This is a genomic window from Kitasatospora sp. NPDC089797, assembly GCF_040684795.1.
GTDB lineage: Bacteria > Actinomycetota > Actinomycetes > Streptomycetales > Streptomycetaceae > Kitasatospora.
This window is the reverse complement of the sequence record NZ_JBFBGS010000014.1, coordinates 1-24,762: the sequence shown is the minus strand read 5'-3', so window position 1 is coordinate 24,762 and position 24,762 is coordinate 1. Positions and strand designations below refer to the sequence as shown.

The window sequence follows — 24,762 nt, the reverse complement described above, 5'->3', positions numbered from 1 at the left end:
TCCCCAAGGAGGTCGGTCAGGACTGCTGCAGCGAGCGGCCGGTGCGGGCCAGGAACACGTCGTCCAGGCTGGGCCGTTGGAGCTGGACGGTGCCCGGCGTCACGCCGGCCCGCTCCAGCGCGCGCAGCAGCCGGGGGATGGCGGCCGCGCCGTCCTCCAGGTAGAGCCGCAGGCCCTCCTCGCCGTTCGGCTCCAGCCGGTGCAGGTACGGTTCGGGGCGCAGCACCTCGGCCGCGCGCTCGGCGACGGACTCGCCCGGGACGAGCCCGAGCAGGACGACGTCGCCGGAGATCTCGCGCTTGAGCGCCTCGGGCGTGCCCTCGGCCACCACCTGGCCGTGGTCGACGATGGCGACCCGGTCGCAGAGCGCGTCGGCCTCGTCCAGGTAGTGGGTGGTGACGATCACGGTCATGCCCTCGGTGCGCAGCCGGCGGATCTCCTCCCAGACGTACGCCCGGCTGGCCGGGTCCAGCCCGACCGTCGGCTCGTCCAGGAACAGCACCTGCGGCCGGTGGATCACCCCGAGGGCGATGTCCACCCGGCGGCGCTGGCCGCCGGAGTAGGTGACGCACGGCCGGTCGCCGAACCCGCCCAGGTCGAACGCCTTGAGCGCGTCCTCGGCGGCCTGGGCGGCCTGGGCCTTGCCGGTGCCGTACATCCGGGCCTGGAGGACCAGTTCCTCGCGGGCGCTGACCCGGTCGGTGGTGCCGCCGCCCTGGGCGACGTAGCCGATCCGGCGGCGGACCCCGGCCGGGTCCCGGAAGAGGTCGGCCCCGGCGATGACGGCCCGGCCGTCGTCCGGGCGGATCAGGGTGGCCAGCATCCGCAGGGTGGTGGTCTTCCCGGCGCCGTTGGGGCCGAGGAAGCCGTAGATCTCGCCGGCGGCGACGGAGAGGTCGATGCCGCGCACGGCGTCGACGGTGGAGTCCTCGGCGCTCCGGCGGGAGGACTTCTTGCGGTAGGACTTGCGCAGTCCCGTGGTCTCGATCAACCGGAACTCCCGTACGGGGATGGGCTGCCACGGCACCCGGAGACAGGGCGGGCTCGACACCTGCGAAGGCGGTGCTGCTGCGACACCCTAGGGGGCGACCTGCCCCGGAGACAATGGCCTAGACCAATGGACGTGCGATCCGCTGATCTGCTAAGGGGCGGTCGGCGGGCCGCGCCATCCGCGTCGGGTCATCCGCATCGTGTCCCATTCGCGTGGTGTCACTCGCGTCGTCAGAGCCGTCGGCCCGTCAGCGGGCCAGCGCCGCCAGCCGGTCCGCCGCGGCGCCCGCCCCGCCGCCCGCCAGCAGCTCGCGACCGAGCTGAACCGCCCTGGCCCGGTGGCCCGTCGGTTCCAGTACGGCGGTGAGCGCTGCCGCCAACCGCTCGGGCGTCACCCGGGCGAACGGCACCCGCAGGCCGGCCCCGGCCGCCACCAGCTGCGCGGCGACGAACGGCTGGTCGTGCCGGATCGGCGCGGTCACCAGCGGCACCCCGTGCGCCAGCGCCTCGCCCACGGTGTTCATCCCGCCGTGACACAGCACCGCGTCCACCTCCCCGCGCGCCAGCAGCTCCAGCACCGGTGCCCGGTCCACGGCCACGGCGTGCGGCGGGAGTTCGGGCAGCAGGGCGCGCGGCCCCGCGAACACCGGCTGCACCTGCGGCCCGCACAGCTCCAGCGCCCGGGCGGCCCGGGCCAGGAAGTCCGCGCCGAGCCCGTCGGCCAGCGTGCCCATGGTGACCAGCACCCGGCGCCGCCCGGGCAGCAGTCGCTGCCAGGGGAAGTCCGGGTCGTGCGGGCGGGGCTGGAGCACCGGCCCGACCAGCGCGTGGTGCGGCGGCGGGGCGGTGCCGGTCAGCGCCGGCCCGGTGGTGGCCAGCAGCAGGGCGGGGGAGAAGCGCGGGTCCAGGTACTCCTGGGCGGGCAGCCGGGCCCGTTCCCACAGCCCGCGCAGCAGCCCGGTCATCCACGCCTCGACCTGCGGCAACGCCCGGTACGGGCGGCCCAGTTCCATGGCGCCGGGGGCGAAGCTCGCCCACGGCAGCCCGTGCCGGTGCGCGACCAGGGCTCCGGCCGGGGTGTGCTGGTCGACCAGCAGGACGTCCGGGCGGTACTCGCGCACGATGGTGTCCAGCGGCTTCGCGGTGAACCGCGCGTAGGGGACGATGAAGCCCTCCCAGAGCGAGCGCAGCGCGGCCAGGCCGTGCCCGCCCTGCGCGCGGAAGGCCCGGGTGCCGGTGCCGAGCACCCGGGCGTCCGGGCCGAGCAGCGGCCGCAGCACGGACTCCGTGCCGGTCCAGGCGACCTCGTGGCCGCGGGCGGTGAGCTCGGCGGCGATGCCCGCGGCCGGGTTGACGTGTCCGGTGAGCGGCGGCATCACCAGCAGGAACCGGGTCATCGTCCGTCCTCCTCGGGGAGCAGGGCCTGGAGGTCGGCGACGGTCAGCGCCTCCAGGGCGGCCAGGTCCAGCCCGGCGCGCAGGCCGGCCAGGTCGGCGGCCGGGCCGAAGCGTTCGGTCAGCCGGGCGGCGAGTTCGGCGAGCTCGCACTCGTCCAGCAGCAGGTCGCCGTCCAGCCGGGCGTCCGGGGTCAGCCGCAGCTCCCAGCCGGGCGGCGCACCGGCCACCTCGGTCAGCAGGGCGGCCAACGCCCGGTTCAACGGGCGGTCGGGGCAGGTGGGTTCACGGTCTGGCAAGGGAGGTTCTCCCGTCCGGTCGACGGTGGCGAAGTGGGTGCGCGCGGGTCCGGCGGCGCGACGGCGGCGGCGCGGGCGGTTCCCGGGGCGGGTGGGAAGGAGAAGGGCCCGAGATCACTTGTGCGACCAGGCGGGCGTGGGAATACTAGCCCGGGTGACCGCACTGGAGGCAGTGGCCGTCCACCTCCCCCCACACGCCGTGCCCATCGAGGCGGTGGGCGAGCGGATCGGCCTGACCCCACGTCAACTCCGTCTCTTCCGCCGCTTCCACGGCCTGGACCAGCTGCGACTGGACCCGGCCGGGACGCTGCCCGACCTGCTCGACGCAACCCTGGACAACCTGCCGGAGCTGCGCGGACGCGAGCGGCACGTCCGCTTCGTGATCCACGCCCGCAGCATGCCGGTGGCCGTCCCCTACCCGCTCAACCCGCTGCACGAGGTGATCGCCGCACGCGGCCTGGCGCACGCGAACGCCTTCACCGTCACCCACCACGCCTGCGCGGTGGGCCTGCTGGCCATCGACCTGGCGGGCCGGCTGCTCGCCGCCGACCCCGACCCGCAGGCGCTCGCGCTGGTGCTGGCCGGGGAGAAGACCTTCACCAAGGACGCCCAAGTGGTGCCCGAGACCGGCATCTTCGCCGAGGGCGCGGCCGCCTGCCTGGTCAGCGCGGACGGCCCGCGGCACCGGGTGCGCTCCTTCGCGGTGCGCCAGCGCCCGGAGTTCGACGGCCGACTGGCCGAGGACGCGGACCTGCTCGCCCGCTACCAGCGCGAGTACCCGAACGTCATGGTGGAGGTGATCGAGGCGGCGCTCGACCAGGCCGGTCTGGACCTCTCCGAGCTGGCCGCGGTGCTTCCGCACAACGTCAACCAGGCGTCGTGGCGGATGACGGCGCGCCGGATCGGCTATCCGCTCGACAAGGTGGTGCTGGACAACGTGCTGTCGGTCGGGCACAGTTTCGCTGCGGACAGTCTCATCAATCTTCACACCGCCACCACGCGGGGACTGATCCGCCCCGGCGACCACTACCTGATCGCCGCCGCCGGCATCGGGGCCACCTTCTCCGCGATGGTGATGCAGTACTGACGGCGATCCGCCGTCGGTCGGACCCGCCGCTCGAACCCCGGAGCGCGCTTCCCCCGTAGCCATCCCCGAGCACCCAGACCAGCCAGAGCACACCGCCATTCCACCGCACCCGGCCGTTCCGCACACGGCCACTCCACCGCACACTTCCCACGCACGACGGGACGGGACACCCATGTCAGAACCCATGGTCCAGACCACTGACCCCGAGCTGCGCGAGCGCATCCTGCACGGCATCGGCGAACTCCTGCCGCGCGTGCTCAAGCGCGAGCTGCCCGAGATCCCCGCGGACGCCTGCCTGTTCGACGACCTCGGCCTGACCTCGGCCGGCACCATCGAACTCATCCTGGAACTGGAGGAGTCGCTCGACCTCCAGGTGGACGTCGAGCAGATCACCGAGGACGACCTGCGCTCGGTCACCAAGCTCGCCGACTACGTCGCCGGGCACCTCATCGCCGAGGACTGACCGGGTGACCGCCGGTTCCCCCGGTCCCGCCGGCCTGCGGATCACCCGGGCCCTGGCCCGCTGCTCCGACGGCCGCTCGGAGACCTCGCTCGACCCCGACCTGCGGGTCTTCGTCTCCGACCTGGTCCGCCCGTACGGCCTGCCGCTGCGCGAGGACCTGCTGCGCGCGGGCGTCGGCCACTCCTACCAGGAGCTGGCCGCCGGGCTGTTGGACGAGGCGCTGACCGAGGACGAGCCGGCGGACCTGCTGATCCTCGCCTTCGACACCCCGGACGTGCGCCCCGGCGCGCCGTCCTCGCTCGGGCTCAGCCGGTCCGTCCCCGGAGCGCCGCTGGCCTTCGCGGTCTGCGACCAGGGCACCGCGGCGGCCTTCACCGCGCTGCGGCTGGCCGCCGAGTACCAGCGGGCCGGCGCCTGCCGCCGGGCGGTGGTGGTGCTGGCCGAGCAGACCGCACTGCACCACGAGCCGCCCGAACCGGTGGCGATGCCGCAGCGGCACGCCGCCGTGGTGCTGGTCTGCGAGGAGCAGCCCGGCCCCGGACTGGCCGTGCGGCAGTTCTCCGGCCCCGACCGGCCGGAGCCGTCGGTCCGCGGCCTGGCGGCGGAGCTGGGCCCCGGGGCCGTGGTCCTGGACGGCACCGCTGTCGACCGGGACGGGCCGGCCGCTCAACCGTTCACCGGCCTCTGGGCGCGGCTCGCCGAGGGCCTGCCCGAGTGGCGGGCGCAGCGGCGGCCGCTGCTGCTCGCCGGCGCTGACCACCGGCTCGGGGTGCTGAGCACCCTGGCCCAGCCGTGACCGGCCTCGAACTCCGGCTGATCGCCGCCGATCAGCCGGCGGAGGTGGTCGCCCGGCTGTGGGGGACGCTGGACGCCGGGGAGCGGGCCCGCGCGGAGCGGGCGGAGCAACCGCGGCGGAACCGGTTCACCGTGGTGCGCGGCGCCGTCCGGGAGCTGGTCGCCGCCCGGCTGGGCTGCCGCCCGGCCGAGGTGGTCTGGCGGCGGGGGCGGCACGGCAAGCCGGAGCCGGCCGGGGCGGGCGGACTGCGGGTCAACTGGTCGGCCTCGGACGCGCTGGCGGTGCTGGCCCTCGCCGAGGGCAGGGCGGTCGGCGTGGACGTGGAGCGACTGGGCGGGGCCCGGCGGGCCGAGCGGATGGCCGCCCGCTGGTTCCCCTCCGAGGAGGCCCGCTTCGTCGCGGAGGCCGCCGATCCTGCCGAACGGGCGGTCCGCTTCGCCGAGTTGTGGTGCCGCCGGGAGGCCTGTGCGAAGGCCTACGGCGGGCGGCTGACCCAGGCGCTCGGGGTTCCGGTGGCCGGTCCGTCCCCCGTGCTCATCGCCGATCCGGGCCCGCTCGGCGCCGGCCCGGTGGGGCTGCTCGACGTGCCCGTCCCCGGGCCGTACCGGGCCGCCGCGGCCACCGTCGGAACCCGTCCTGTTCAGGTCAACCCGCTTGTGTGGCAAGCATGTTGACGATGCATCGGACCTGTTGGACGATCACCGTCGGGCGCTGGTAGCGTCCGGCCGTACCCCTCCGCTGAGATCCTCCCGGTGAGCCGAAAGGCGCGTACGACGTGACTGCCCACACCGCTGGACCGCCCACTGCCGCACCGCAGATCGCCGTACCGCAGATCGCCGGAGCGCCCGCCGCCGGATCGCCGGTCGGAGCGCCCGCCGGGCCGGGCGGGCCGGGGCCCTGCGTCCCCATCCGGAGCGATCGGCGGATCACCCTGCGCTTCGCCGCGGCGAGCGGCGGCTCCGGCCCGCTCACCCGCGGACAGGACAACATGATCCGGTGCATCCGGCGCGAGGCCCCCGAGCAGATCAACAAGGAGTCGGTCTGGCCCGTCCCGCCCGGCACCTCGCTCGCCGCCGGTCTGCACGCCCTGCGGCTGCTGGTCGAGCGGCACGAGTCACTGCGGACCTCCTTCCCGCCCGGCGCCGGCCCGGACGGCTTCCCGGACAGCCAGGTGGTGCACGGCAGCGGCCGGTTCGCCGTCACCGTGGTCGAGGCCGACCGCCTCGACGGTCACGAACTCGACGTGCTGGCAACGGAGTTGGCACAGGCCGACGTGGCCGTCCCGGTGCCCTTGAACGATGTCCCGCGGATCCGCTTCACCCTGATCGCGGAGGGCTCGCGACTGCTCCGGCTGATCGCCGTGGTCTGTCACGCCGGTGCCGACGGCGCCGCCACCGCCCTGCTGATCCAGGACTGGTACGCCCTCGCGGCCGGGAAGGAGCTCCCGCCGGTCAGCGCGCCCACCCCGATCCAGATCGCCGCCGACGAGCAGAGTCCGCAGGGCCGGCGCCGGGCCGCCGGGGCCCTGCGGCACTGGGCCCGGGTCCTGTCCACCGGCCCGCACACCGTGTTCGCCGACTCCCGGATCACCGGCCGCCCGAACGGCCACGGCGCCCTGCTGGTCCGCTCCCGCACCGCGGCCGCCGACCTGGCCGCGGCCTGTCGGCGTACCGGCGCCAGCCCTTCCGTCGTGCTGCTCGCCGCCTTCTCCGCGCTGGTCGCCCACCGGGCCGGTCGCACCGAGCTGGCCGTGGCGGCGCTCTCCGCCAACCGTCAGCGCGCCGCGCTGCTGGACCACGTCGGCACCCTCGCCCAGGACGCCCTGATCCTGCTCGACACCGGCACCGCCGACCTCGACCAGCTGATCGGCCGCGCCAAGTCCGCCTCGTTGAGCGCCTATTGGCACAGCGTGCTGGATGCCGAGCAGGTCTGGCAGCTGGTCGAGGACGCCGCGCACGTCCGCGGCTCCCGGTTCGCCCGCCAGGTGGTCGTCAACGACCTCAGCCTGACCATTCCCGCGGCCGTCGCCGACGCCCAGCCCGCACCGGCCGCCGACCCCGAACTCACCCCGCTGCCCGCCCCGCCGCTGCCGGTCCGGCTGATGTTCACCATCCTGCGGATCGCGGGCAGTCTGGACTTCGCCGTGATCGCCTGCCCCCAGGTGCTGGACGCCGAGGAGACCGAGCGCTTCGCCCGCGCCCTGCTCGACCTGCTCGCGGCCGCCGCCGAAGGGCCGGTCCCGCTCGCCGGGCTGCCCGGGGCCCCCGGCCTGCCGGAGGGCGACCTCGGTGACGGTGCCCGTCTGGACGGCGAGTGGCAGGTGGTGGACGGCACCCGGATCGACCTGGCGGCCGTCCGGGCCCTGGTCGACACCGCCCTCGACGCCGTGCTGGACCCCGCCCTGGACCCCGCCGCCGGTCACCGACTCACCGTCGAGGACGGCCGGTTGACCGCCGAGCTGACCACCGCCGACCCCCATCTCACCCCCGCCGACGTGCACCGCGCGGTGGTCGCCGCCCTGCCCGGCCGGGACACCGCGATGGCGCCGCACCACTACCGGATCCGCTGCTCGGGGCCGGACGGCGAGCGGCTCGTCGCGGGCAGCGGCCGTGATCCGGAGGTCGTCGCCCGGCTCGCCGCGCTCACCTGAACGTGGGACCGCAGGGCCGCCGGACCGCTCTCACCCCCACGGGTCCGGCCGGCCCACCCGGCCCTCCCCGTCCAACCCCCACCGGCCCGGTCGCTCCTCCGGGTCCTCCCCGTCGAACCCCCACCGGCCCGGTCGCTCCTCCGGGTCCGCCTCGCCGAACTCCGGCGGCAGCTCCCAGGAGCACGCCGAGGTCGCCCCGGAGGTGAGGCCCCACGGGTTGGGCACCTCTTCCTCCTCGTCCCCGCCCTGGAGCGGCAGCCGGTCGATCACCGCGACCAGCGCGGGGGGCAGTTGCGGGGCCAGCCCGCGGTGCACCCGGGAGAGGATGTCCCGTCGCACGTCCTCCGGCAGCAGCGGCCGCCGCATCCGCAACGTCCGCGGCGCCGGCCCGCGTTCGGCCGCCGACAACTGCTCGGACCAGGCCCGCCAGTAGTCCGCGTCGTCGGTCTCGCCGAGCTTCAGATGGTGCAGGTGGAGGCAGTACGCGGCCGTCCCGCTGCCCGACCCGGCCGCGAAGCGCCACCAGAACTCGGCCCCCTCCTCCTTGCCGGTCGCGTACAGCAGGGCACCGAACACCTCCGCCCCCTCCGGCTGGATCCGCCGCGCGTTGACCAGCAGGTCCAGCCCCCGGGACGCGCACGGCGCGCCCAGCACCAGGGCGACGACCAGGCCGAGTTCGAAGGCGGCCTGCTCGTGCTCGGTGGGCAGGTGCGCCGGGGCGGCGGTGAGTCGGGCCTGCCGCAGGGCCGCGATCCGTTCGGCATGGGCGCGTTCGGGTCGGGGCACGTGGAACAGCGCGCGCCCCCCACCGATGGTGCACGCCCCGCTGGTGGGCCCGCTCTCCGGTCCGACCGGCTCGCTCGTCCGTCCGACCGGCTCGCTCTCCTGTCCGGTTGACTCGATCCCCCGTTCGGTGGTCACGATTCGCCTCCCTGGTCCGGCAGTTCACCCACCCCGATCCGGCGCGCCAACCGCTCCCGGGCGTGCCGGAGGTTGGAGTGCACCGTGGCGACCGGCCGGCCCAGGTAGGCCGCGATCACCTTGGCGTGCAGGCCCAGCAGGTAGCGCAGGATCACCACATCCCTCTGGCGGTCCGGGAGTTCGAGGATCGCGGCGTACAGCCGCACCTCGTCCGCCTCGCTGTGCAGCAGCCCGTCGGCGACCTGTTTGAACGCTCCGATCACGGCGGCGAAGGTGACCGCCTCCACCTCGACCGGCTCCTCGGCCGAGACCCAGTCCCCGACGTGGCGGTTCGCCAACCGCCAGGCGTAGGCGGCCGGTTCCTCGAACCGCAGCACCTGCGGCCAGCAGCGGGCCAGATCGGCCTTGACCGCCTCGACCACCAGCACGGCGTCGGCCTGGCTGCCTATCCGCGTCAACGCCAGTGCATGCCAAGCGGGTTCATGGGTCTCGCAGAAGGCGGCATAGGTGAGGTCCAGGCGCTGGCCCGGGTCCATCACCGCCATCCGGTCCGCTCCGGCCGCCCCGGCGTACTCCACCGCCGTCCCGCCGCGGTACCCGCGCGCGGGGGAGCCCCTGTCGATCGTCATCGATCCTGCTTTCCGTGGTCGTCGGCTGCTCACCGGTCCACCCGAGGGTCGGGCTGTCCGTGCCCATCCTCATTGCACCAGGCCTGTCACTCCAGGCTGCAAAGCGAATACAGATTGTCATCCCATCTGATCCTGCTTGTCGATCACATCGACGGGAAGACGATTGGCCCCCGGATCCGGTGGGCAGCAATCGGACGGAACCGGGCAATGCCGAGGGGGAACGCGATGAGCAGCTACGACGGTGTCGACCTACGGCTGAACGTGGCGCACTCGGCCCGGATGTACGACTACTACCTCGGCGGCTTCACCAACTTCGCCGCCGACCGGGAGGCGGCCGGCCACGTCCTCGCCACCGCCCCCTGGGTGCGCGCCGCCGCCCGGGCCAACCGGGCGTTCATGCACCGCTCCACCCGGAGCCTCGCCCAGGCCGGCATCGACCAGTTCCTCGACATCGGCACCGGCATCCCCACCTCGCCCAACCTCCACGAGGTCGCCCAGGGCATCCGGCCCGGCGCCCGGATCGTCTACGCGGACAACGACCCGATCGTCCTCACCCACGCCCAGGCCCTGCTCACCAGCACCCGCGAGGGCCGGACCGCCTACGTCGAGGCCGATGTCACCGACCCCGCCGGCCTGCTCACCGCACCGGGCCTGCGCGAGACCATCGACCTCTCCCGCCCGCTCGCACTCTCCCTCAATGCGCTGCTGCACTTCGTCCCGGACGGCCACGGCGCGTACGAGCTGGTCGAACGCCTCAAGGCGGCGCTCGCCCCCGGCAGCGCCCTGGTGATGAGCCACCTCAGCCCGGACTTCGCCCCCGAGCAGATCCGCCGCATCGTCGGCATCTACGAGACCGCCGGTACCGCCCTCCAGGCCCGCACCCGGGCCGAGTTCACCCGCTTCTTCGACGGCTGGACCCTCCTGGAGCCCGGCATCGTCCCGGTCCCGCTCTGGCGGCCCGACCCCGGCGAACCGCTCGTCCCGGCCGCCGACGCCGCCGGCTACGCGGGCGTGGCGATCCGGCCCTGACCGCGCGCCCGGGGCCCGCCCGGACACCAGCGGGTGCGGGGTGTTCAGCGGCGGCGGTACGCGGCCGTCGCGAGTTCGACGAAGGAGCGGAGCAGCGGATCGGCGTCGCCCTCGTTCCAGGCCACCACCACGCGGCTCGGCGGCATGTCGACCAGCGGAACCACGACGAACTCCGCGGGCAGCTCGTGACCGAGCGGGGCCAGGCCGACGGTGCCGTTCCACAGCACGGCCTGGAGGCACTCCTGGACGGCGCGCACCACCGGGCCCCGGCGCGGCGTGCCGCCGTTCCAGTACGACTGCCAGACGGGGTCGGTGCCGGGCGGGAACTGGAACCACCGGCGGTCGTCCAGCTCGGCCGGCCGCAGCCGGTCGCGGCCGGCCAGCGGATCGTCGGCGCGCAGGACCACCCCGACCGGATCGGCCCGCAGCGTGCGGACCGTCAGGGCGGTCCCGTCGAACGGCGCCCGGGTGAGGGCGACGTCCACCAGCCCGGCGCGCAGCCCGCAGGTCGGGTCGGTCAGGTCGGTGTCGCGGATGCGGATGTCGACACCGGGGTGGCGTTCCCGGAAGGAGGCCGCCAGCCTGGTCACCCCCGGGTCGGTGCCGTCGCCCAGGAGCCCGACGGTGAGGGTCGCCGCGCCCGCCGCCGCACCCACCCGCGCCCGGACGCGGTCGGCGTGGTCGAGCAGGGCCCGCGCCTCGTCGAGCAGCACCGCGCCCACCGGGGTGAGCGCGACCCCGGTGGGCGAGCGGGTGAGCAGCAGGGCGCCGAGGTCGGCCTCCAACTGCTTGATCGCCCGGCTCAGCGGCGGCTGGGTCATGTGCAGTCGGGTGGCGGCCCGGCCGAAGTGGAGTTCCTCGGCGACCACCACGAAGTACTGCAAGGTCCGTAGCTCCACGCTGCAACGATACCCAGCGGGTATCGGTGCAGCGGAACAGGTCTTGGACAGCGGTGGGCTGCCGGCGGTGGACTCGTCACATGACCGAAGAAGTGAGCACCAGCAGCACCCCGCAGACCGCCCCCGCCGTATCGGTGGTGCGGCCCGGCCACGGCGAGACGATCGATCTGGGCACCACGCGGATGCGCGTCCTGGAGGACGGCAGTCGCACCGGGCACCGCCTCGCGGTCGCCGAGTCCGTGCTCGCCCCGCACACCCAGGGGCCGCCGCAGCACCGGCACGCCCGGCACGACGAGGGCTTCTACGTCCTGTCCGGCACCCTGCGGTTCACCGTCGGCGACGAGGAGCACGAAGCCCCCGCGGGCACCTTCGTGATGGTTCCGCCCGGCGCCCCGCACACCTTCGCCAACGAGACCGACGAACCCGCCGTGATGCTCAGCATCTTCACCCCCGACCTGTACCTGCAGTACTTCCGGGACCTCCGGGACGTGCTCGCCGACGGTCGGCCGATGGCACCGCGGGACCACGTCGAGGCGATGGGCCGCTACGCGACCGAGCCCGCCGACGTGCCCGCCACCGCGCCCGCCACGAAGCCCGGACGGGAAGCATGAACATCGCCTACTGGATCGTCGCGGGCCTGCTCGCACTGTTCTACCTCTACGCGGGCACGCTCAAGGCCGTCCGTAGCCGTGACCGGCTCCGGCCGATGATGGCCTGGGTCGACCGGGTCCCGCTGCCCGCCGTCCGGGCCCTCGGGGCGGTCGAGGTGCTCGGCGCGGTCGGCCTGGTCCTGCCACCGCTGACCGGCGTCGCCCCCTCGCTGGCCGTGGCGGCGGCCGTCGGCCTCGTGCTGCTCCAACTCGGTGCGATGGCCGTCCACTTGACCGGCGTCGAGGACCGCGGGATCGGCCTCAACGCCGGGCTCACCGTGGCCGCGGCCGTGACCGTCTGGCTGGCCGCCGTGCGGTGACCGGGAGTCGACCGGGTCCGGCGCTGGTCGACGGGCGTGGTGGCTGATCGTCAGCGGAGTCAATTCCCTTGTCTTTACGGTCTCTTGGCCCATGCGGTACCTTCCGCGATGACGGTGCGAGTGGCGTGCCGGCCGGCGACGGGAGAGCGGCGATGGGTGAGAAGAAGGACGATTTCTACACGTTGCTCGGCCCGTTGGTCCTGATGGCAGTGGGTGGGGTCTCCCTCTACCTCGGCCTGCCGGACGACGGGCCGGTGATGTGCGGGAGCTCGGTCATGTACCCGGGGGACTACTGCGGTCCTGCGGCGGGTCGGATCATCACCGGCACCGGCAGGCCGCCGGAGAGCAACTACGACTCCTACGCCGCCGATCAGCACGCGGCCATGCCCTTCGCCATCATCCTCGGCGCGGTGCTGTTGGCGCTCGGAGTCGGAACGCTGCTTCTCCTCCTCCGGGCCATGCGCCCGGCCCGGCGGTTCTAGGCTCCTCCTTCGGGATCACACCGGGCGGGGTTCCGTCGGACGCTCACGGTCATCCGACCGATGCCGGGGCGCGGTTCACCTGCCACCGGTGGTCGCAGTCATGTGACCGATGCCGCGCCCACAGCCGACGGGACACCATGGAACCGCTCCCCGGGCCGTCCTGTCGTCACCACGCCGACGGGGCGGAGCGGGAGCGACGTCCACCGGTTCCGGGTCGACCCCTGCCGATCCGGCGCCGGCACCGACAGCACATCCACGGAAGGTGGTTCACCCATGTACACCTCGAAGACGGTGCTCCGCGGCTCGGCCGCGACGGCGGTCGCGGTCGCGGCCCTGATCGGTCTCGGCGCCGGATCGGCCCAGGCGGCCGGCTGGCCGCCGCTGCAGCCGGGCGCCCGGCTCTACACGGGCACCGGTGGGAGCGGTACGGCGACCACGGTCGACCTGGGCGACCTCGGCAGCTGCCACACCCTGTCGGCGCCCGTCCGCTCGGTCCAGGTCGTCAACGGCTCCGCGTCCGTGGTGCTGTACTCCGGCGCGGACTGCGCGAGTGCGGTGCCGTGGGCCACCGGCTCGCTGGCCCAGTCCGACACGCCCTGGGCGATGGGGAGTTACCGGGTGGTCCCGGCCTGACCGAGGGCTCGGGCAAGCACTGCCGGGGGCGCCCGGGCCGACCGGCCCGGGTGCCCCCGGCACCGGTCTGTCCGGGGTGCGGGATCAGCGCGCCCGGGCCCAGTCGTAGAGGCGCTGGGCGCCGGCCCCGAAGCGGGTGGCGTAGAGCGTGCCGGGTTGCCCGCCGGCGAGTCCGTCGGTGGTGGTGGTGACGCCGACGACGGTCCCGGTGCCGGTCCGGGTGTCGAAGCGGGTGAAGTGCGGTCCGCCGCTGGCCCCGTGGCTCATGTCACAGGACTCGCCCCACAGCGGGGGTGCCGCGGGGGACGGCCGGGTCGGTCCGGCGCAGTGGATCATGCGTGAACCGGCGTACTGGGCGGCCGGGTTGTTCAGCTTGTCCTTGGGATAGCCGAAGGTGTGGACGAACTCGTCCGCGGTGGGTGCGGTGAACGCGATCCGCTGGCTCCCGGTGACGTCCGCGAGGCGGCGCCCCTCGGCCGACGGGTTGGCCACCATGATCCCGGTGTCGTGGCCGGCGAGGGCGAGCTGCTCGGAGTTGGTGCTGCCCGGGTCGGCGTCCCAACGTGCCGACGTCGCCACGGACTTGATGCTGAACCCGCCGAGCGGCTTGGTCCCGTTGCGGTAGCCGGGCACGAAGTACAGGTTGTGCTGCCAGGTGCCGTCGGCGGTCGGCGATCCGACGCCCCGCAGGCAGTGCGCCGCGGTGACGACGGTGCTGCGGTTCTCGCCGGTGACGACGGTCGCCGTGCAACTGCCGTCGTAGCCGTCGGAGAAGGTGAAGAAGAGCCGCCCGACGCTGCGGTCCACCGCGCCGCCGTGGGTCCAGACGCTGCCGGGGTCCGGCGTGTTCGGGGGCAGCGGGCGGGGATCGTCCGGGGTGGTGTCGTCCGCGGGGACGGGGGTGATCTCGGGGACCAGGGCGCCCGCCAGTTTCATCCGGGTGGCGGTCCAGTAGGCCTCGATCCGGCTGCTCTCCTGCGCGCTGGTGGCGCCGGGGTGCGCGCTGACCGCGTCCGGTTCGGCCGCGCGGGCCGCGGTGGGCAGCAGCACCCCGGCGGCCGTGGCGGCGCTCAGCAGGAGGGCGCCCGCGGCGGAGCGGGTGCGGGGGAGTGCTCGGCGTGTGGTTGGCATCGTCGCCCATCTCGGTCGGGTGCGGTTCGCGGCGCGCGCCCGCGCGTCGCGGAGGTCCGCAACGGGTGCGGCCCGTGCGCGGCGGGGCGGCCGCGGTCCGCTCCGCGTGCACGGGTCTCCGGCACTGTACGAACGGGAGGTCAGGTCCACGTCCGGAGCGCGTTGCACTCGTCCATCGGTACCGTCAGGTTCCGGTAACGGCGGACGGTGCGGGTCGGTGACGGTGCGTCGGGCGGTGGCGCCGCGCGCACCGCACGGTCAGTCGCGCCGGTAGCGGACCGGGAGGGACAGCACCCCGCGGATGATCCCGGAGCCGATCCAGTCGAGCGACTCCTCCGGGACGGCGAGCTCCAGCTCCGGGACCCGGGAGAGCAGGACGCGCAGGGCGACGACGGCCTCCAGCCGGGCGAGCGGAGCGCCCAGGCAGTGGTGGACGCCGTGACCGAAGGCGAGGTGCCGGGCGTCCGGCCGGGTCACGTCGAGGGCGGCCGGGCAGCCGGAGCCCTGCTGCGGCGCGTCGTGGCCGGCCGACACGAGGGCGACGACCAGCACGCCGCCCCGGGGGATCGCCACCCCGCCGAGTTCCAGGTCCTCGGCCGCGTAGCGGTTGGTGGAGCGCTCCACGGGGGTGTCGTGGCGGAGGAACTCCTCCACCGCGCCGGGCAGCAGCTCCGGCCGCCCGCGCAGCAGCCGCAGCTGGTCCGGGTGGCGGAGCAGGGCCAGTTCGGCGTTGCCGAGCAGGTTGACCGTGCTCTCGTGGCCCGCGACGACCAGCATCAGCGCGGTGCCCACCAGCTCCTCCTCGGTGAGCCGGTCCGCCTCCCGGTCGCGCACGGACACCAGTGCGGACAGCAGGTCGTCCTGCGGGCGGCGCCGCTTGGCCGCGACCAGGTCGGCGAGCAGGCCGTGCAGGGCGGCCAGCGCCGGGCGGTGTCCGGGGGAGGCGGGCCGCAGCGCCAGCGCCGACCAGTGGCGGAAGTCCCGGTGGTGCGCGGCCGGGACGCCGAGGAGTTCGGCGATGACGGTGGCGGGCAGCGGGGCGTTGAAGGCCTCGACGAGGTCCAGCTCGCCGGAGGGCGGCAGCGCGTCGATCAGCCCGTGGGCGATCCGCTCGATCCGGGGCGCCAGCTCCGCGCTGCGGCGCGGGGTGAAGGCGGCCGCGGCGAGCCGGCGCAGCCGGGTGTGCTCGGGCGGGTCGGCCTCCAGCATCTGCGCGCCGAGGCCGACCGAGGGCCGGTGGAGGACGAACCCGGCCGCGTCGAGGGCGTCGGCGGCGGGCGCGGCGTCCTTGAGCAGCGCGGGGTGGGTCAGCGCCGCCCTGGCGAGGTCGTGGCCGACGACCACCCAGCCCGTCAGACCGGGCTGGAACTCCGCCGGGTGGATCGGGCCGAGCTCCCGCAGCCGGGCGTACCGGGCGGGGGCGTCCGCCTTGAAGGCGGCGTCGAGGACGACGGTGGCCGGTCCACCGGGGGGTTCTTGGTAAGGGTCCACGGGAGCGACTCCTGTTCGGGAGGAGAGGGCGGGGCACGGGGAGGGAGGAGAGGGCGGGGCGCGGGGAGGGAGAGGAGGGGCAGGGCCGGACCCCATGGTTCGTCCCGGCGGCGGCCCCCGCATCAGTCATCCGACTCCCGCGTCCGTGCGCGGGTGACCCCCGGGGCGGGGCGCCGAGCCCGTGCACCCCCGCGGCCCCGGGCCCAGACTGGGTGGTGGACCGACGCCGCCCCGCGAGGGAGACGCATGCTGCTGGGACTCACCACCGCGCTGGTCGCCACCGTCTGCTTCGGCTTCGGGGCGGTGTCCCAGGCGCGCGGCGCGCGGTCGGCGCCGCGCGCGGACCGGGTGCGGGCCGGCCTGCTGGCCGCGCTGCTGCGGTCCTGGCAGTTCATCCTCGGGACGGTGCTGGACATCCTCGGCTTCGTGCTGAGCATCGTGGCCCTGCGCAGCCTGCCGCTGTTCCTCGTCCAGGCCGTCACCAACGCCAGTCTGGCCGTCACCGCCCTGGCCGCCGTCTGGCTGCTGGGCGCGCGGCTGCGCAGGAGCGACGTGGCGGGCATCCTCGCGGTGGTGGTGGGCCTGGGCCTGCTCGCGCTCGGCTCCGGCCGGGAGGGCCGGGAGTACGCCCCGGCGGCCTTCCACTGGGCGCTGCTGGCCACCACCGTGGTGATGCTGCTCGCCACCCTGGTCCTGGTGCGCCGGGACGGCACGGCGGCAGCGGCCGGCCTCGGGCTGCTGGCGGGCGTGGGCTTCGGCATCACCAGTCTCGCGGTGCGGGTCCTGGACGCGTCCGGCCTGTCCGCCGTGCTCACCGACCCGGCCGCGTACGCGCTGGCGCTCGGCGGGCTGGGCGGCTACCTGGCGTACGCCCTGGCCCTGCAGCGCGGCACGGTGACGGCGGCGACCGCCGCCGGGACGGTGGCCGAGACCTTCGGCCCGGCGCTGGTGGGGGTGGTGTCGCTGGGCGACTCCGCCCGGCCGGGGTACACCTGGTGCGCCCTGACGGGCTTCGCCGTGGCGGTCGGCGGAACGTTCCTGCTGTCCCGCTTCGGTGAACTGGAGGGCGAGTCCGCCGAGCTGTCGGCCCCGCACCCGGAGGCCGAGGCCGAGCCGGCCGCACCACCCCGGTAGCCCGGACAGCTCCGCCGTGCGAAGGTGACTTGCCGGACAAATCGGACGGCTAACGCCCACGGAGCGGCAGGTGCGCGATGGCGGAGGAAGCCGCGACGGCTGAGGAAGACCGGGCCCGGCGGCACGGGACCGGGCCGACCGACCGGCCCGTCGCGCTGATCACCGGTGCCTCCTCGGGCATCGGCCTGGCCACCGCCACCCGGCTGGCCGACGCGGGCTGGCGGACCCTGCTCTCCGGCACCGACCGCACCCGCCTCGACGACCTCGCCGGGCGCACCGGCGGCACCGCCCTGCCCGAGGACCTGAGCAAGCCCGACGGCCCGGCCCGCCTCGCCGAGGCCGCCCTGGCCGCGGCCGGCCGGGTCGACGTCCTGGTCGCCAGCGCCGGCCTCGGCTGGCGCGGCCGGTTCGCCGAGACCCCCTCCGACACCCTCGACCGGATGATCGAGGTCAACCTCGCCGCCCCACTGCGGCTGGTCCGCCTGCTGCTGCCCGGCATGCTGGAGCGCCGCCGCGGCCGGATCGTGCTGCTCGGCTCGATCGCCGGGCAGGTCGGCGTGCGCGACGAGTCCGGCTACTCGGCCACCAAGGGCGGGCTGGCGATGTTCGCGGAGAGCCTCTGGTACGAGCTGCGCGGCACCGGGGTCGGCGTCCGGCTGGTCCTGCCCGGCGCCGTCGACACCCCGTTCTTCGACCGGCGCGGCGCCCCCTACCAGCGCGACCGCCCGCGCCCCGTCCCCGCCGAGCGGGTCGCGGACACCGTGGTCGCGACCATCACCACCGAGCGGGACCGCCTCTACGTCCCGCACTGGCTCGGCTTCCCGGCCCGGATCCACGGGGCCGCCCCCGGCGTCTTCCGCCGGATGGCCGCCCGCTTCGGGTGAGCGCCCGAGGGCCCGGGGCGGCGGCCCCCCGGGGGCTCCCGGCGGGCCCGCCGGTCGCGGCACTCGCCGCGGCCGCCGCCGGTGCCGCCGCCGTCGAGTTCCTGCACCTCGCCCCGGCGGCCGTCCGCCTCCCGCCGCTGCGCCGCACCCTGGCCCGCCGCACCGCCGGGCACGGCACCGCCCCGGGCCACCTCGCCCTCACCTTCGACGACGGCCCCGACCCGCGCAGCACCCCGTACGTCCTGGACGCCCTGGACGAACTCGGCGCCCGGGCGACCTTCTTCCTGCTCGGCGCGATGCTGGAACGCGCCCCGGCCCTCGGCCGCGAGCTGGTGCTGCGCGGCCACGAGGTCGCCGTGCACGGCTGGCACCACCGGTCGCAGTGGTATCCGGCCCCGGGCCGTGACCTGCGCGAACTGCGCCGCGCCACCGAGGCGGTGACGGACCTGTGCGGCGCCCGACCGCTCTGGTACCGCCCGCCGTACGGCGTGCTGACGGCCGGTCCGGCGCTGGCCGCCCGCCGGCTCGGCCTGCGCAGCGTGCTCTGGACCGCCTGGGGCCGCGACTGGACGGCCGAGGCCACCGGCGCCTCCGTCTTCGCCACCGCCCGCCCGGGGCTCACCCCGGGCGCCACCCTGCTGCTGCACGACTCCGACTGCACCTCCGCCCCCGACTCCTGGCGCGCCACGCTGGCCGCCCTCCCGCTGATCGCCGACCACTGCCGCGCCCGGGCCCTCACCCTGGGCCCGCTGCGCGACCACCGGGTGCCGCCCCCGGGCCGCGGCATGCGGTAGCGCGCGGCGCCGGGCGGGCCGAGCCGGACAGGCAGGGCCGGCCAGGAGCGACTCCCCGCGGCCGGCCGGGTCCGCTACCGCACGACGGACCCCGAGGTCCGCACCGACGGCCGGCCCCGGCACCCCCGCCCCGGCCTCACCCCAGCCCCACCCGCTCCAGCGCCGCCCCGAACCCCTTCTGCCAGGCCTCCGGCACGGCGCCGGGGGAGGGATCGGGTTCCGGTCGGCCCAGCGCCGCCAGCGCGTTGCGGACCACCTCGTCCGGGCGGGCGCTGGTGACGTCGGCGTGGCCGAGCTCCAGCTCGTGCTGGAGGTTGTCCCGGCCGTGGCCCTGGACGACGTCGAGCAGCAGCAGCCGGCGCCCGAGCGCCCGGGCCTCGCTGCAGGTGTCGCCGGAGCTGGTGACGACCAGGTCGGCGGCGGCCATCAGGGCCGGGATCCGGTCGGTGTAGCCGAAGGCGTGCAGCCGCGGCTCCCGGCGCGCGGCGGCCCGCAGCCGGTGTTCCAGCTCCTGATTGCGCCCGGCGACCGCGAGCACGTGCGGCCCCGCGGCGGCCAGCGCGGCGGCGGTGCGGGCGATCGGCCCGAGCCCCCAGGCGCCGGACATCAGCAGCACGCACCCGGCGTCCGGCGGCACACCGAGTTCGGCGCGGGCCGCGACCCGGCCCGGCGGCCGGTAGAACGGCTGCCGCAGCGGCGCGGGCAGCACGGCGGTCGCGGCGTCGGGCCGGTAGCGGCGCACCGCGCAGGCGGCCACCTCCGAGGTGACCAGGAAGAGGTCGGTGCCCTCCTGCACCCAGAGCCGGTGCGGGGTGACGTCGGTGCAGAACACGAGGTGCCGGAAGTCCCGCCGCGGCAGCCGGTTGACCGCCGAGGCGGCGGTGGCGAACACCGAGACCACCAACTGCGGCCGCTGCTCCCCGACCAGGCGGCCCAGCGCCGGCACGAGCCGGCTGCGGGCCGCCGCGTCGGCGAGCAGCGCGGGCCGGGCGCCCGGGCGCAGCGCCGAGAAGTGGAAGGCGTCGTAGACCCCGGGCAGGCCGAGCAGCCGCCGGAAGACGGCCTCCCCGAGGGCGCCCGAGCGCTGCCCGAGCAGGGCCATGGCGTCCACCGTGTCGGTGGTCCAGCCGCGCTCCCGCAGGGAGTCGGCGCAGGCCTGGGCCATCACGTCGTGGCCCTGGCCGAGCGAGCCGGAGACCAGCAGGGCGTGCGGCATCGGGCGGCCCGGGTCAGCCGGCGGCGGGCGCCGCGGCGGTGGCCCGGTACCAGTCGGCGTAGCGGTGCACGCCCTCGGCGAAGTTGGTGCTGGGCGACCAGCCGAGCAGCCGCTTGGCCTGGGCGGAGGAGATCCGGCGCCCGGTGTAGTCGGCCTTGCGCCCGTCGATGTGCTCGATGGTGACCGGGCCGAGCAGCCGGTCGACGGTGTCGGCGATGTCGCGCACCGAGACGGCGGTCGAGCCCTCCAGCGCGAAGGTCTGGTCCTCGGCGCTGGGGGACAGGGCCCGGACGTGGGCGTCGGCGAGGTCCTCGACGTAGACGAAGTTGCGGCTCTGCAGGCCGTCCCCGGCGATGGTGATCGGCCGCCCGGCCAGGGCCGCCTGGACGAACCGGGCGACCACCAGCTCGTCGCGCATCCGCGGCCCGTACGGGATGCCGTAGCGCAGGATGGTGAAGTGCTGCCCGTACAGCTCGCGGTAGCTGTGCACGAGCATCTCGGCGGCCAGTTTGGTGGCCACGTACAGGTGCCCGCTGTGCTCCAGCTCGATCGGCACGTGTTCGTCCAACTCCTGCTCGCCGCCGTCGAGTTGGTCGTCGCTGAGGGCGGCTCCGTAGACCCACACGGTGCTCGCCAGGACGGTGCGGCTGAGCCCGCTGCGCCGGGCGGCCTCCAGGACCGCCTCGGTGCCGTCGATGTTGGTGCGCACCGCCCGGACGGGGTCGGCGGAGACCTGCTCGACGTCGGCCATCGCGGCCAGGTGGTAGACCACCTCGCTGCCGGCCAGCGCGGAGGTCAGCGCCGGCAGGTCGAGGACGTCGATCCGGGCGTGCTCGGCGTCGGGGTGGAGGTACTTGTCGGTGGTGTCCACGGCGAGGACCTCGTGGCCGGCCGCGATCAGGTGGTCCACGACGTGTGAACCGATGAACCCGCAGCCACCGGTGACGGCTATCCGCACGGTCTTGCTCCCTTCGCTTCCGCTACCCGGCCATCCGCCGGTGCACGGCCGAGACGGCCTCGATCACCAGCTCCGCCTCGTCCTCGGTCATGTCGGAGTGCACCGGCAGGCAGACCTGCCGGGCGCAGACGTCCTCGGCCACCGGCAGCGGACCGCTCCGGTAGGGGGCGAGCACCGGTTGGAGGTGCAGCGGCAGGTCGTACACCTCGCCGGACAGCCGCACCCCGTACTCCTCGGCCACCGCCCGCTTGAACCCGGCGCGGTCCACGCCGGGCGCCAGCAGGGCCACGTACTTGTAGTAGTTGCCGCGGCAGCCGGGCGGTTCGAGCACCGGTCGCAGCCCGTCCACCCCGGCCAGGGCGGTGTCGTAGCGGCGGGCGACGGCCCGGCGGGTCTCGATGAACTCCTTGAGCCGGCGCAGGTGCACCGCGCCGACCGCGGCGTGCAGCTCGCTCATCCGCCAGGAGTAGCCGAGCCGGACGTGGTGGTTGGCGCCGAAGGAGCCCTTGCCCTGGTCGCGGTGGATCCGGGCGTCGTCGCGCAGCTCCGGCGACTCGGTGAGGACCATGCCGCCCTCGCCGCTGGTGGTGACCTTGGTCGGGTAGAAGGAGAAGGCCCCGGCCAGGCCGAAGGTCCCGGCGGCGCGGCCGCCGGTGCTGCTGCCGTGGGCGTGCGCGGCGTCCTCGATCAGCGGTACGCCGTGCCGGTCGCAGAGCGCCCGCAGGGCGTCCACCTGCGGGGTGACCAGCCCGCCGATGTGGACGAGGACGACGGCCGCGGTGTCCGGGGTGAGGGCGGCGGCCAGGGTCTCGGGGGAGAGCGCGAGGGTGTCCGGGTCGACGTCGGCGAAGACCGGCCGCCCGCCCGCGTGGACCACCGCGCCGGCCGTCGCGTAGAAGGTGACGGCGGGGACGACCACGTCGCGGCCGCGGACGTCCACGGTGCGCAGGATGATCTCCAGCGCCGCCGTGCCGCTGCTCACCGCGACGGCGTGCGAGGCGTCGTGCTCGGCGGCGAAGGCCTGCTCGAAGCGCTCGGTCCACGGGCCGAGGGTCAGGGCGCCGGTGGAGAGCATCCCGGCCACGGCGTCGGCGACGGCCGCGCGGTCGTTCTCGTCGAACACGATGCGGGCGGCTGGCACGCCCATGGGGCACCTCCGGCGGCGGGCTGGAATCAGCACCGATCGGGACGGGACGGCACGGACCGGGTGGAAACGGCCGGGCCAGAGGCCCATCACGCTACTTCGCCGGGAGGGTCACGGCCCGTCGTCGCCCTCCGCACGGGTGACCCGGGGCTGCTCCCGCCGCAGGCCAGAGGGCCCGACCGGCTGCTCCCGGGGAAGGCCGGGAGCTCCTCCGTACGGGGGAGGGGCGTACTGCGTCCGCAGTACGCAAACGGCCTGCCCAGGGACGACGACGGAGCAGGGGGCGGCGACCGAGGATTGGCCATGCTGCGAGCGGACCGCCTCCGGGGGGCCGCGTCAGTACCCGTCCCCGTTCCCGTACCTGCTTCCGAACCCGAAGGAGTCCGTTCTCCCGTGGCAACGTTCCTGTACCGCCTGGGCCGCTGGGCCTTCGTCCGGCGCCGGCTGGTGACCCTGCTGTGGGTCGCCGTGCTGGCGCTCGCCGGAGTCCTGGCGGCCAAGGCGCCCGCCGCCCCCGACGACGGCTTCGCGATGCCCGGCACGGAGGCGCAGAAGGCCTTCGACCTGATGAACGAGCGCTTCCCCGGCGGCCACGCCGACGGCGCCTCGGCCCGCCTGGTGTTCGTCGCGCCCTCCGGCCAGAAGATCACCGCCGCACCCAACCAGCAGGCCGTGGAGAAGACGGTCGCCGAGCTCGCCCACGGCGAGCAGGTCACCGGCGCGGTGGACCCGTTCAAGATGCAGGGCGCCGTCTCCAAGGACGGGACGACCGCGTACGCCACGGTCACCTACTCGGCCAAGGCGGGCGAGGTGGCCAAGGGCGCCACCGACGCCCTCCAGCAGGCCGCCCAGCACGGCCGGGACGCCGGGCTCAAGGTCGAGATCGGCGGCAACGCGCTGATGGCCAAGCCCGACGCGGGCGGCAGCAGCGAGGCGATCGGCATGGTGCTGTCCGCCGTGGTCCTGGTGATCACCTTCGGTTCGCTGGTGGCCGCCGGCCTGCCGCTGCTCACCGCCGTGATCGGGGTCGGCCTCGGCATGTCGCTGATCACCGGGCTCGGCAGCGCGCTGGGCCTGTCCTCGACCACCGGCACGCTCGCCATGATGCTCGGCCTCGCGGTCGGCATCGACTACGCCCTGTTCATCGTCTCCCGCTTCCGGGCCGAGCTCTCCGAGGGCCGCACCCCGCAGGAGGCGGCCGGCCGGGCCATCGGCACCGCGGGCTCCGCGGTGGTCTTCGCCGGGCTCACCGTGGTGATCGCCCTCGCCGGGCTCTCCGTGGTCGGCATCCCGATCCTCGCCAAGATGGGCATGGCCGCCGCCGGGACGGTCGTCATCGCCGTGCTGGTCGCGCTCACCCTGGTGCCCGCGCTGCTCGGCTTCATCGGCCGCAGGGCGCTGCCCCGCAAGGTCCGCAAGGCCCGGGGCGACGCCGAGGGCGGGGCGCGACCGGCTGCTGCGAAGGAGAACGGCGGCGCCCGCTGGGCCCGCTTCATCCTGCGCCGCCCGCTCACCGTGCTGCTGCTCAGCGTGGTCGGCCTCGGCGTGCTCGCCGCCCCCGCGCTCGACCTGCGGCTCGGCCTGCCCGGCGACGAGGCCAAGCCCACCTCCACCACCCAGCGGCGCGCCTACGACCTGCTGTCCGAGGGCTTCGGCCCCGGCTTCAACGGCCCGCTGACCGTCCTGGTGGACGTCAAGGGCACCAAGGACCCGAAGGCCGCCGCCGGCGAGGTCGAGAAGTCCGTGGCCGCCCTGCCCGGCGTGGTCACCGTGACGCCGCCGATGTTCAACAAGGCGGGCGACACCGCCCTGCTCAACGCCGTCCCGGCCACCGGCCCGGCGGAGGGCGCGACCAAGGACCTGGTCCACACCATCCGCGGCCACGCGGCCGACCTGAAGGCCTCCACGGGGGCGACGGTCCTGGTCAGCGGCACGACGGCGATGAACATCGACGTCTCGCAGAAGCTCAGCGACGCCCTGCTGCCCTACCTCGCGGTGGTCGTCGGCCTGGCCGTCCTGCTGCTGCTGGTGGTCTTCCGCTCCGTCCTGGTCCCGCTCAAGGCGGCGCTCGGCTTCCTGCTCTCGGTGGCCGCCGCCCTCGGCGCGGTCGTCGCGGTCTTCCAGTGGGGCTGGCTGGCCGACCTGATCGGGGTCGAACAGACCGGCCCGGTGATGAGCATGATGCCGATCTTCATGATCGGCGTGGTCTTCGGCCTCGCCATGGACTACGAGGTGTTCCTGGTCACCCGGATCCGCGAGGGCTTCGTCCACGGTGAGGAGCCGGGCGAGGCCATCGTCACCGGCTTCCGGCACAACGCCCGGGTGGTCACCGCGGCCGCCTTCATCATGATCGCCGTCTTCGCGGGCTTCATCGGGATGAGCGAGCCGATGATCAAGATGATGGGTCTGGGCCTCGCCGCGGCCGTCGCCTTCGACGCCTTCATCGTCCGGATGACGATCGTCCCGGCCGTCCTCGCCCTGCTCGGCCGCCGTGCCTGGTGGCTGCCGCGCTGGCTGGACCGGCTGATACCGGACGTCGACGTCGAGGGCAGCAAGCTGCACACCGCTGCCCCCGAACCGGCCCCGGCCCGGGAGTCGGTCGGCGTCTAGCCTCGATCCGGCCCGGCCCGAGCCTCGCTCGGGCCGGGCACCGCCCGGACCGGCTCGCCTCGCAGGACGGCCCGGTCCGGCGCCGATCGGCTCGGACACCGGTTCGAGCCCCAACCGTTACCGTTGCTGTCGGGGGCCACCGCCCGCGCGGAGCCCCC

General features: G+C 75.2%; 25 protein-coding genes. 14 read left to right on the top strand and 11 right to left on the bottom strand.

The genetic code is table 11. From position 1 onward, the window contains the following. Positions 1-16: 16 nt before the first annotated feature. The 3 genes from AB0O91_RS13115 to AB0O91_RS13105 all read right to left on the bottom strand — a co-directional run bounded on the left by AB0O91_RS13115 (position 17) and on the right by AB0O91_RS13105 (position 2,683). Entirely contained in the window at positions 17-991 is a 975-nt protein-coding gene (locus AB0O91_RS13115; protein ID WP_363431237.1) for an ATP-binding cassette domain-containing protein, read from the bottom strand. 247 nt (positions 992-1,238) lie between these two features. Beyond that, positions 1,239-2,387, bottom strand: a complete 1,149-nt coding sequence (locus AB0O91_RS13110) for a glycosyltransferase (protein WP_363431234.1) — start codon at positions 2,385-2,387, stop codon at positions 1,239-1,241. Next, positions 2,384-2,683 (bottom strand): hypothetical protein, encoded by a 300-nt coding sequence (locus AB0O91_RS13105; RefSeq protein WP_363431232.1) that lies wholly within the window; start codon positions 2,681-2,683, stop codon positions 2,384-2,386. The genes AB0O91_RS13110 and AB0O91_RS13105 overlap by 4 nt, the downstream gene beginning before the upstream one ends. A gap of 154 nt (positions 2,684-2,837) precedes the next feature. On the opposite strand from AB0O91_RS13105, the gene AB0O91_RS13100 reads away from it, so the two are divergent. The 5 genes from AB0O91_RS13100 to AB0O91_RS13080 all read left to right on the top strand — a co-directional run bounded on the left by AB0O91_RS13100 (position 2,838) and on the right by AB0O91_RS13080 (position 7,679). Next, positions 2,838-3,770 (top strand): 3-oxoacyl-[acyl-carrier-protein] synthase III C-terminal domain-containing protein, encoded by a 933-nt coding sequence (locus AB0O91_RS13100; protein ID WP_363431229.1) that lies wholly within the window; start codon positions 2,838-2,840, stop codon positions 3,768-3,770. Between the two features lie 184 nt (positions 3,771-3,954). After that, on the top strand, positions 3,955-4,233 hold the full coding sequence (locus AB0O91_RS13095) for a phosphopantetheine-binding protein (protein ID WP_363431226.1): 279 nt from the start codon (positions 3,955-3,957) through the stop codon (positions 4,231-4,233). A gap of 4 nt (positions 4,234-4,237) precedes the next feature. After that, on the top strand, positions 4,238-5,029 hold the full coding sequence (locus tag AB0O91_RS13090) for a hypothetical protein (protein ID WP_363431224.1): 792 nt from the start codon (positions 4,238-4,240) through the stop codon (positions 5,027-5,029). Then, entirely contained in the window at positions 5,026-5,703 is a 678-nt protein-coding gene (locus AB0O91_RS13085; RefSeq protein WP_363431221.1) for a 4'-phosphopantetheinyl transferase superfamily protein, read from the top strand. The genes AB0O91_RS13090 and AB0O91_RS13085 overlap by 4 nt, the downstream gene beginning before the upstream one ends. 101 nt (positions 5,704-5,804) lie before the next feature. Beyond that, positions 5,805-7,679: a condensation domain-containing protein gene (locus AB0O91_RS13080; protein WP_363431218.1), complete on the top strand. Its 1,875-nt coding sequence runs from the start codon at positions 5,805-5,807 to the stop codon at positions 7,677-7,679. A 30-nt stretch (positions 7,680-7,709) separates the two neighbouring features. On the opposite strand, the gene AB0O91_RS13075 is transcribed toward AB0O91_RS13080, so the two are convergent. Continuing rightward, positions 7,710-8,600 carry a hypothetical protein gene (locus AB0O91_RS13075; protein ID WP_363431215.1) on the bottom strand — a complete coding sequence of 297 codons (891 nt, stop codon included), beginning with the start codon at positions 8,598-8,600 and terminating at the stop codon, positions 7,710-7,712. Further along, positions 8,597-9,229, bottom strand: coding sequence for a sigma-70 family RNA polymerase sigma factor (locus AB0O91_RS13070; RefSeq protein ID WP_363431214.1), 633 nt, complete (start codon positions 9,227-9,229; stop codon positions 8,597-8,599). The genes AB0O91_RS13075 and AB0O91_RS13070 overlap by 4 nt, the downstream gene beginning before the upstream one ends. Positions 9,230-9,454: 225 nt before the next feature. Between AB0O91_RS13070 and AB0O91_RS13065 the strand changes: the two genes are divergently transcribed. Beyond that, complete coding sequence (locus AB0O91_RS13065) at positions 9,455-10,258, top strand: SAM-dependent methyltransferase (protein ID WP_363431211.1); 804 nt, start codon at positions 9,455-9,457, stop codon at positions 10,256-10,258. Positions 10,259-10,302: 44 nt separating this feature from the next. Here AB0O91_RS13065 and AB0O91_RS13060 read toward each other — a convergent pair whose 3' ends face one another. Then, positions 10,303-11,157 carry a LysR family transcriptional regulator gene (locus AB0O91_RS13060; protein WP_363431208.1) on the bottom strand — a complete coding sequence of 285 codons (855 nt, stop codon included), beginning with the start codon at positions 11,155-11,157 and terminating at the stop codon, positions 10,303-10,305. A gap of 80 nt (positions 11,158-11,237) precedes the next feature. Between AB0O91_RS13060 and AB0O91_RS13055 the strand changes: the two genes are divergently transcribed. The 4 genes from AB0O91_RS13055 to AB0O91_RS13040 all read left to right on the top strand — a co-directional run bounded on the left by AB0O91_RS13055 (position 11,238) and on the right by AB0O91_RS13040 (position 13,242). Next, positions 11,238-11,768 (top strand): cupin domain-containing protein, encoded by a 531-nt coding sequence (locus AB0O91_RS13055; protein ID WP_363431205.1) that lies wholly within the window; start codon positions 11,238-11,240, stop codon positions 11,766-11,768. Continuing rightward, positions 11,765-12,127: a DoxX family protein gene (locus tag AB0O91_RS13050; protein ID WP_363431202.1), complete on the top strand. Its 363-nt coding sequence runs from the start codon at positions 11,765-11,767 to the stop codon at positions 12,125-12,127. Before AB0O91_RS13055 ends, AB0O91_RS13050 begins: the two co-directional genes overlap by 4 nt. A gap of 152 nt (positions 12,128-12,279) precedes the next feature. After that, on the top strand, positions 12,280-12,609 hold the full coding sequence (locus AB0O91_RS13045) for a hypothetical protein (RefSeq protein WP_363431199.1): 330 nt from the start codon (positions 12,280-12,282) through the stop codon (positions 12,607-12,609). Positions 12,610-12,882: 273 nt separating this feature from the next. Continuing rightward, positions 12,883-13,242, top strand: coding sequence for a hypothetical protein (locus AB0O91_RS13040; protein ID WP_363431197.1), 360 nt, complete (start codon positions 12,883-12,885; stop codon positions 13,240-13,242). A gap of 84 nt (positions 13,243-13,326) precedes the next feature. Here AB0O91_RS13040 and AB0O91_RS13035 read toward each other — a convergent pair whose 3' ends face one another. Both AB0O91_RS13035 and AB0O91_RS13030 read right to left on the bottom strand, forming a co-directional pair. Then, positions 13,327-14,373, bottom strand: coding sequence for a hypothetical protein (locus AB0O91_RS13035; RefSeq protein ID WP_363431194.1), 1,047 nt, complete (start codon positions 14,371-14,373; stop codon positions 13,327-13,329). Between the two features lie 258 nt (positions 14,374-14,631). After that, entirely contained in the window at positions 14,632-15,864 is a 1,233-nt protein-coding gene (locus AB0O91_RS13030) for a cytochrome P450 (protein ID WP_363431192.1), read from the bottom strand. A 246-nt stretch (positions 15,865-16,110) separates the two neighbouring features. Between AB0O91_RS13030 and AB0O91_RS13025 the strand changes: the two genes are divergently transcribed. The 3 genes from AB0O91_RS13025 (at position 16,111) to AB0O91_RS13015 (ending at position 18,676) form a co-directional block, all read left to right on the top strand. Continuing rightward, complete coding sequence (locus tag AB0O91_RS13025) at positions 16,111-16,998, top strand: hypothetical protein (protein WP_363431189.1); 888 nt, start codon at positions 16,111-16,113, stop codon at positions 16,996-16,998. 77 nt (positions 16,999-17,075) lie between these two features. Further along, positions 17,076-17,882 carry an SDR family NAD(P)-dependent oxidoreductase gene (locus AB0O91_RS13020; protein ID WP_363431186.1) on the top strand — a complete coding sequence of 269 codons (807 nt, stop codon included), beginning with the start codon at positions 17,076-17,078 and terminating at the stop codon, positions 17,880-17,882. Then, positions 17,879-18,676 carry a polysaccharide deacetylase family protein gene (locus tag AB0O91_RS13015; RefSeq protein WP_363431183.1) on the top strand — a complete coding sequence of 266 codons (798 nt, stop codon included), beginning with the start codon at positions 17,879-17,881 and terminating at the stop codon, positions 18,674-18,676. Before AB0O91_RS13020 ends, AB0O91_RS13015 begins: the two co-directional genes overlap by 4 nt. Before the next feature lie 136 nt (positions 18,677-18,812). Here the strand turns inward: AB0O91_RS13015 and AB0O91_RS13010 are convergent, their stop codons facing one another. Genes AB0O91_RS13010 through AB0O91_RS13000 form a run of 3 tightly spaced genes read right to left on the bottom strand, consistent with a single transcriptional unit; the run spans position 18,813 to position 21,997 of the window. Next, entirely contained in the window at positions 18,813-19,892 is a 1,080-nt protein-coding gene (locus AB0O91_RS13010; RefSeq protein ID WP_363431180.1) for a hypothetical protein, read from the bottom strand. A 13-nt stretch (positions 19,893-19,905) separates the two neighbouring features. After that, positions 19,906-20,850, bottom strand: a complete 945-nt coding sequence (locus AB0O91_RS13005) for an NAD-dependent epimerase/dehydratase family protein (protein ID WP_363431178.1) — start codon at positions 20,848-20,850, stop codon at positions 19,906-19,908. 22 nt (positions 20,851-20,872) lie between these two features. After that, a complete protein-coding gene (locus AB0O91_RS13000) occupies positions 20,873-21,997 on the bottom strand; it encodes a DegT/DnrJ/EryC1/StrS family aminotransferase (protein WP_363431175.1) in 1,125 nt (374 codons plus the stop codon). Positions 21,998-22,387: 390 nt separating this feature from the next. On the opposite strand from AB0O91_RS13000, the gene AB0O91_RS12995 reads away from it, so the two are divergent. Further along, positions 22,388-24,604, top strand: a complete 2,217-nt coding sequence (locus AB0O91_RS12995) for an MMPL family transporter (RefSeq protein ID WP_363431172.1) — start codon at positions 22,388-22,390, stop codon at positions 24,602-24,604. Positions 24,605-24,762 lie beyond the last annotated feature (158 nt).

Coding starts and splice junctions, on each gene's coding strand:
- AB0O91_RS13065 (WP_363431211.1), top strand. CDS start 9,455: ATGAGCAGCTACGACGGTGTCGACCTACGGCTGAACGTGGCGCACTCG.
- AB0O91_RS13070 (WP_363431214.1), bottom strand. CDS start 9,229: ATGACGATCGACAGGGGCTCCCCCGCGCGCGGGTACCGCGGCGGGACG.
- AB0O91_RS13000 (WP_363431175.1), bottom strand. CDS start 21,997: ATGGGCGTGCCAGCCGCCCGCATCGTGTTCGACGAGAACGACCGCGCG.
- AB0O91_RS13020 (WP_363431186.1), top strand. CDS start 17,076: ATGGCGGAGGAAGCCGCGACGGCTGAGGAAGACCGGGCCCGGCGGCAC.
- AB0O91_RS13050 (WP_363431202.1), top strand. CDS start 11,765: ATGAACATCGCCTACTGGATCGTCGCGGGCCTGCTCGCACTGTTCTAC.
- AB0O91_RS13040 (WP_363431197.1), top strand. CDS start 12,883: ATGTACACCTCGAAGACGGTGCTCCGCGGCTCGGCCGCGACGGCGGTC.
- AB0O91_RS13110 (WP_363431234.1), bottom strand. CDS start 2,387: ATGACCCGGTTCCTGCTGGTGATGCCGCCGCTCACCGGACACGTCAAC.
- AB0O91_RS13045 (WP_363431199.1), top strand. CDS start 12,280: ATGGGTGAGAAGAAGGACGATTTCTACACGTTGCTCGGCCCGTTGGTC.
- AB0O91_RS13025 (WP_363431189.1), top strand. CDS start 16,111: ATGCTGCTGGGACTCACCACCGCGCTGGTCGCCACCGTCTGCTTCGGC.
- AB0O91_RS13095 (WP_363431226.1), top strand. CDS start 3,955: ATGGTCCAGACCACTGACCCCGAGCTGCGCGAGCGCATCCTGCACGGC.
- AB0O91_RS13010 (WP_363431180.1), bottom strand. CDS start 19,892: ATGCCGCACGCCCTGCTGGTCTCCGGCTCGCTCGGCCAGGGCCACGAC.
- AB0O91_RS13055 (WP_363431205.1), top strand. CDS start 11,238: ATGACCGAAGAAGTGAGCACCAGCAGCACCCCGCAGACCGCCCCCGCC.
- AB0O91_RS13035 (WP_363431194.1), bottom strand. CDS start 14,373: ATGCCAACCACACGCCGAGCACTCCCCCGCACCCGCTCCGCCGCGGGC.